Annotated in this window: 2 protein-coding genes and 1 pseudogene; 2 read left to right on the forward strand and 1 reads right to left on the reverse strand. The window is 66.9% G+C overall.

The window, feature by feature from the left end; translation table 11 throughout:
• Window positions 1-174: 174 nt before the first annotated feature.
• Window positions 175-608, reverse strand: a pseudogene (locus ACZBJS_RS42345) (helix-turn-helix domain-containing protein).
• Between the two features lie 82 nt (window positions 609-690).
• On the opposite strand from ACZBJS_RS42345, the gene ACZBJS_RS42350 reads away from it, so the two are divergent.
• Window positions 691-1,554 (forward strand): class I SAM-dependent methyltransferase, encoded by an 864-nt coding sequence (locus tag ACZBJS_RS42350; RefSeq protein WP_316399494.1) that lies wholly within the window; start codon window positions 691-693, stop codon window positions 1,552-1,554.
• On the forward strand, window positions 1,547-2,044 hold the full coding sequence (locus ACZBJS_RS42355) for a DUF2938 domain-containing protein (RefSeq protein WP_316399496.1): 498 nt from the start codon (window positions 1,547-1,549) through the stop codon (window positions 2,042-2,044). Before ACZBJS_RS42350 ends, ACZBJS_RS42355 begins: the two co-directional genes overlap by 8 nt.
• Window positions 2,045-2,157 lie beyond the last annotated feature (113 nt).

Below are 2,157 nucleotides of genomic sequence, written 5' to 3' on the forward strand. Positions count from 1 at the left end.
CGATATCGCATGCTCGGCCCTCTGTGTCTCGACAACCAGAAAAGACCGATTTGCCTCGGTCCTGCCGAGCATGCACCGCGACACAGTGAATCATTCCCCGGACACCCCTGCTTTCAGGGGGAAGGGGAATAAAGACCTGTCCCCGGATATCGCTTCCCTCATCCGGGCTACGTTCTACGACTTGCGGCGTGACTTCCGCGCCTTCTTCTCGCCGATCTTGCCGGCCGCCGCGACCCGCAGCAGGCGGCGGAAGGTCGGGCATTCCATGTGGCTCGGCGCCGGGCAGACGGCGGCGTGGCGCAGGCCGTCGCGCATCGCGTTGAGCCTGCGGATGGTGCGGTCGAGCTCGTCGGCCTTGGCAGAAAGCATTTTCCGGTCGATGCGCGGTCTTCCATCGGGCGCGAACATCCTTGCGATCTCGTCGAGCGAGAAGCCGGAGGCGCGCCGAGCGCGATCAGCGCCAGCCGGTCCAGCACCGCCGGATCGAACAGGCGGCGCAACCCGCGCCGGCCATGCGAGGCGATCAGACCTTTCTCCTCGTAGAAGCGCAAGGTCGAGGCGCGCACGCCCGATAGCTCCGCCACCTCCGCGATATCGATGTCCCGCATGGCTCTTGACCTCAAGTTCACTTGAACTGGCAGTATCCAGCCTATCGCTTGCGTAAGGCAAGCATCAACAAGGACGAGAATCATGGGTGTCGCAGCGCAAGTCGACGACGAGCAGGTCAAACTCTGGAACGGCGCCGCCGGCCGCGCCTGGGTCGAGACGCGCGAGGTGCTGGAAGGGATGTTCAGGCCGCTTGAAGAACTGCTCGTTCAGGCGGTGTCCGATGCCGCGGCAAGCCTGGTGCTCGATATCGGTTGCGGCACGGGCGCCACAACGTTCGCCGTTGCCCAATTGCTCCGCCAGCAGGGGCATTGCACCGGCATCGACGTTTCCGAGCCGATGATCGCGGCGGCGCGCGCCCGCGCGGAGCGGGAAGGGCGGCCGGTCAGCTTCATCTGCGCCGACGCGCAGACGTATCCGTTCGCGCCCGCGAGCTTCGACATGATCATCTCGCGCCTCGGCGTGATGTTCTTTGCCGATCCGGTGCAGGCTTTCGCCAATCTGCGCCGCGCGGCCCGGCCGGATGCTGCGCTCCGCTTCATCGCCTGGCGCGGCGCCGCCGAGAACCCGTTCATGACGACGGCGGAACAGGCAGCGAAGCCGTTGCTGCCGGATCTTCCGCCGCGGCGTCCCGATGCGCCGGGGCAGTTCGGCTTTGCCGACCGGAAGCGGGTCGAAACTATCCTGGAGGATAGCGGCTGGGACGCGATCGCGATCGAACCGGTCGATGTCGCCCTCGGCTTTCCGGCATCACAGCTGGCCCACTATGTGAGCTGGCTCGGCCCGGTCGGGACGATGCTGCAGGCGATGGAGGAGCCGCGCCGCACGCGAGTGATCGAGACCGTGCGCGGTGCGTTCGATCGCTACATCCACGGGACCGAGATTCGCTTCACCGCCGCCTGCTGGATGGTCGCGGCACGAGCGCCGGCGGAGGCCGCGCATGGTTGAAGCCGCGGAATTTGCGGCGAGCGCGGTGCTGACCGGGATCGGTGCGACCGTCGTGATGGACATCTGGGGGATGGTTCGAAAGCGCCTGCTTGGCATCCCGTCGCTGGACTATGCCCTGGTCGGTCGCTGGCTCGGCCATCTCGTATCCGCTCGCCTGCGCCACGACCGCATCGCCGCGTCACCACAGGTCGCGGGCGAACGCGTCATCGGATGGACCGCGCATTATCTGATCGGGATCGGCTTTGCCGGCGTGCTGCTTGCGATCTTCGGCCTCGATTGGGCGCGGCAGCCCACCATCGCTCCGGCTCTGATGGTTGGGATCGGCAGCGTGGCCGCGCCGTTCCTGGTGATGCAGCCCGCGATGGGCGCCGGCATCGCCGCGAGCCGCACGCCCCATCCATGGGGGGCGCGGCTGCAGAGCCTCGTCACGCACACGGTGTTTGGGATTGGGCGCTTTATGCGGCCGGCTGGCTCGCGCACCCGTTCCTGAACTCGTAGATGGGGTAACGGGCCGGCCGCCCGCTCGCTACGGCGCAATTTGGAAGCGCGCTCGCGAGCGGCCTGTTGGTTGGAAGGCGGTCGTCCCTCAAACTGATGGTGTTC

The organism is Bradyrhizobium sp. KZN70725, assembly GCF_055264925.1.